General features: G+C 59.6%; 3 protein-coding genes. 2 read left to right on the plus strand and 1 reads right to left on the minus strand.

Annotation, left to right across the window (positions count from 1 at the left end):
- The coding region (locus AWB67_RS36600) for a hypothetical protein (RefSeq protein ID WP_143328481.1) at positions 1-611 on the minus strand (611 nt) is incomplete at its 3' end.
- A gap of 512 nt (positions 612-1,123) precedes the next feature.
- Here AWB67_RS36600 and AWB67_RS36605 point away from each other — a divergent pair.
- Both AWB67_RS36605 and AWB67_RS36610 read left to right on the plus strand, forming a co-directional pair.
- Positions 1,124-1,759, plus strand: coding sequence for a glycoside hydrolase family 19 protein (locus tag AWB67_RS36605; protein ID WP_087660712.1), 636 nt, complete (start codon positions 1,124-1,126; stop codon positions 1,757-1,759).
- A 106-nt stretch (positions 1,760-1,865) separates the two neighbouring features.
- Positions 1,866-2,208: hypothetical protein (locus AWB67_RS36610; RefSeq protein ID WP_087660713.1), on the plus strand; the 343-nt coding region annotated here is incomplete at its 3' end.

Genomic DNA, 2,208 nt, shown 5'->3' on the forward strand with positions numbered 1-2,208 from the left:
GAACTGAACTGGGAATCGACGTCGAAGATGCCCTCGGTGGTCCTCAATTCGCGCAGATGCCTGATCAGCTTTCCGATACCGTCCTTGGGGACATTGCCAAGGTGCTTGCCGGGCGCATAGGCTGTCATCAACGCCGCCAGCTCCTCATATTCCTGGCGCGAACAGAAGGGACCGAGGTCGGTCCAGCGCAAGCCGGCCGCGTCGACCTTGATGAGCGGGACGATCTTGAGGGTGATGACCTGGCGGTCGTCAGCGTCGATGTCAGGGCCATCGAGACCGATGTCTTCTCGCGGGACCGCGGACAGCGCGCGGTTGCTGTCGCGCCAGTGGTCGATCAGGACTGAGCCCTGACTGTCGACGCCATTCGGGCCGAAGTTGTCCGCGCTCTGAACGATCACGGCCTTAGTTGGTGCGCCGGGTCGCTCGCGGCCACGTCGACCCGATCCTGCAATCGAGAAGACAATTGGCTGATTGCGAACGACGAAGAGCATCGTTCCGCCATTCGAGGAGTTATCGACAAAGAATCCACCTGGCCCTCCGGCTCCGCTCCCGATCTTGATGGCAATCCGGCCGCGTTCGACGTCTTCAGAGACCTTTCCGCTTATTGGCATGACGTATCCCTCCGGGCGTCGCCGTCCGACGACGCCGAATTATCGTAAGCATCCCATATCGTGCACGTCCAGATCGTGTCTTGTGGCTATGCAGACGCACGCGCTTTGTGACGTTCTCGAGCGTCGCCACCCGGTGGAAGAAGCGCGGAGTAGCGTATTTAAATTAGGATTTTTCAGACGTTATAGGTATGCCACTCTTTGCGTATTGACTGAGGTGGAAAGATGTGCGTCGGCGGGTCGAGCTCATGCGATTCGTACAGAGCGGGCTCGCGATGTTCTCGACTCTGCTTCACCTGATCTCCAACGCACGCGCGATCTCTACCGGACGATCCACGACAAAAGGAACCTCGGTGTCATGGGTCATCGCGAGCTTTTCGCAAAAGGAACCTCGGTGTCATGGGTCATCGCGAGCTTTTCGCTCTTGATACGGTGGTCTCCAGCGTACAAATGGATAACTAACGAAAGAAAGACGTCCTATCATGTTATGAAGCGACTCTTTCTCGGGAGGTCGTATGAACATGGAGACATTCCAGCGGGCGGCGAGCCTCTCGCCGGCACTCGCCCAACGCTGGCTCTCACCGATCACAGCAGCAGCCGACGAGTTCCATATCAACTCGCCCGCGCGCCTTGCTGCGTGGATCGCGCAGATGGGACATGAGAGCGGCGGATTCAGGCTGCTAAGCGAAAGCTTCAACTATGCGCCGGAGGCACTGAGGATCTTCTCGCGCATCCCCGCAAGTATGCGTGCGGAGCTGGGACGACATCCAGGCGAGAAAGTGGTCCCTCTCGCCAGGCAAGAGCAGATTGCAAACCTCGCCTATGGAGCGCGGTACGGCAACGGCGATACCGCGAGCGGAGACGGTTGGCGTTATCGGGGACGCGGACTGAAGCAGATTACGTTCAAGGACAACTACCGGGACGCTGGCCGCGCGCTAAGCGTCGATCTCGTGAATGACCCGGAGCAACTTGCGAACGACGATCGACTCGCCGCACGCAGCGCAGGCTGGTATTGGAAATCACGCGGCTGCAATGAGGCTGCTGACCGAAGCGATTTCGACGCGTGCACGCGGGCGATCAATCCAGCGATGGACGGCAAGTCCGGGCGCGACGCGCGCTATAAGACGTGTTGCAACGCCTTGCTCGGATAGGCGGCTCGATGCCAGTGGCGCTTGTTCTGAACACGCCCTCACTCATGCGGAGCGCCCTCGAGAACCGAACCGCTCGTCGAACCATGCTCGCGTCATAGGGAAGGCCATGAGCGCTCCGCTCGTTACGTTCGGACCCGCCACGCCGCGCGATCCGCATCATCCTGCCGATCCCGATCCCGATCCCGATCCCGATGCCAATGCCAATGCCAATGCCAATGCCAATGCCGATGCCAATGCCGATGCCGATGCCAATGCCAATGCCGGGACGCTGAATTCGGCGACCACGATTCCCGCTCCGGCAAGAACCGATCTACCGTCTCAGTCGTCCATGCTCCCTGGAGAGCAACTGTTCCTCCATCGAGACCTCAACGAAGTCCTTCTGCTGATGGACTTTATTTCGGGCCGACGGGATGTGCACATCTGGGATATCGGTGACATCAGGTACCCGG

It is taken from the genome of Caballeronia terrestris (assembly GCF_001544515.1).
In the GTDB taxonomy this organism is placed as follows: Bacteria; Pseudomonadota; Gammaproteobacteria; order Burkholderiales; family Burkholderiaceae; genus Caballeronia; species Caballeronia terrestris.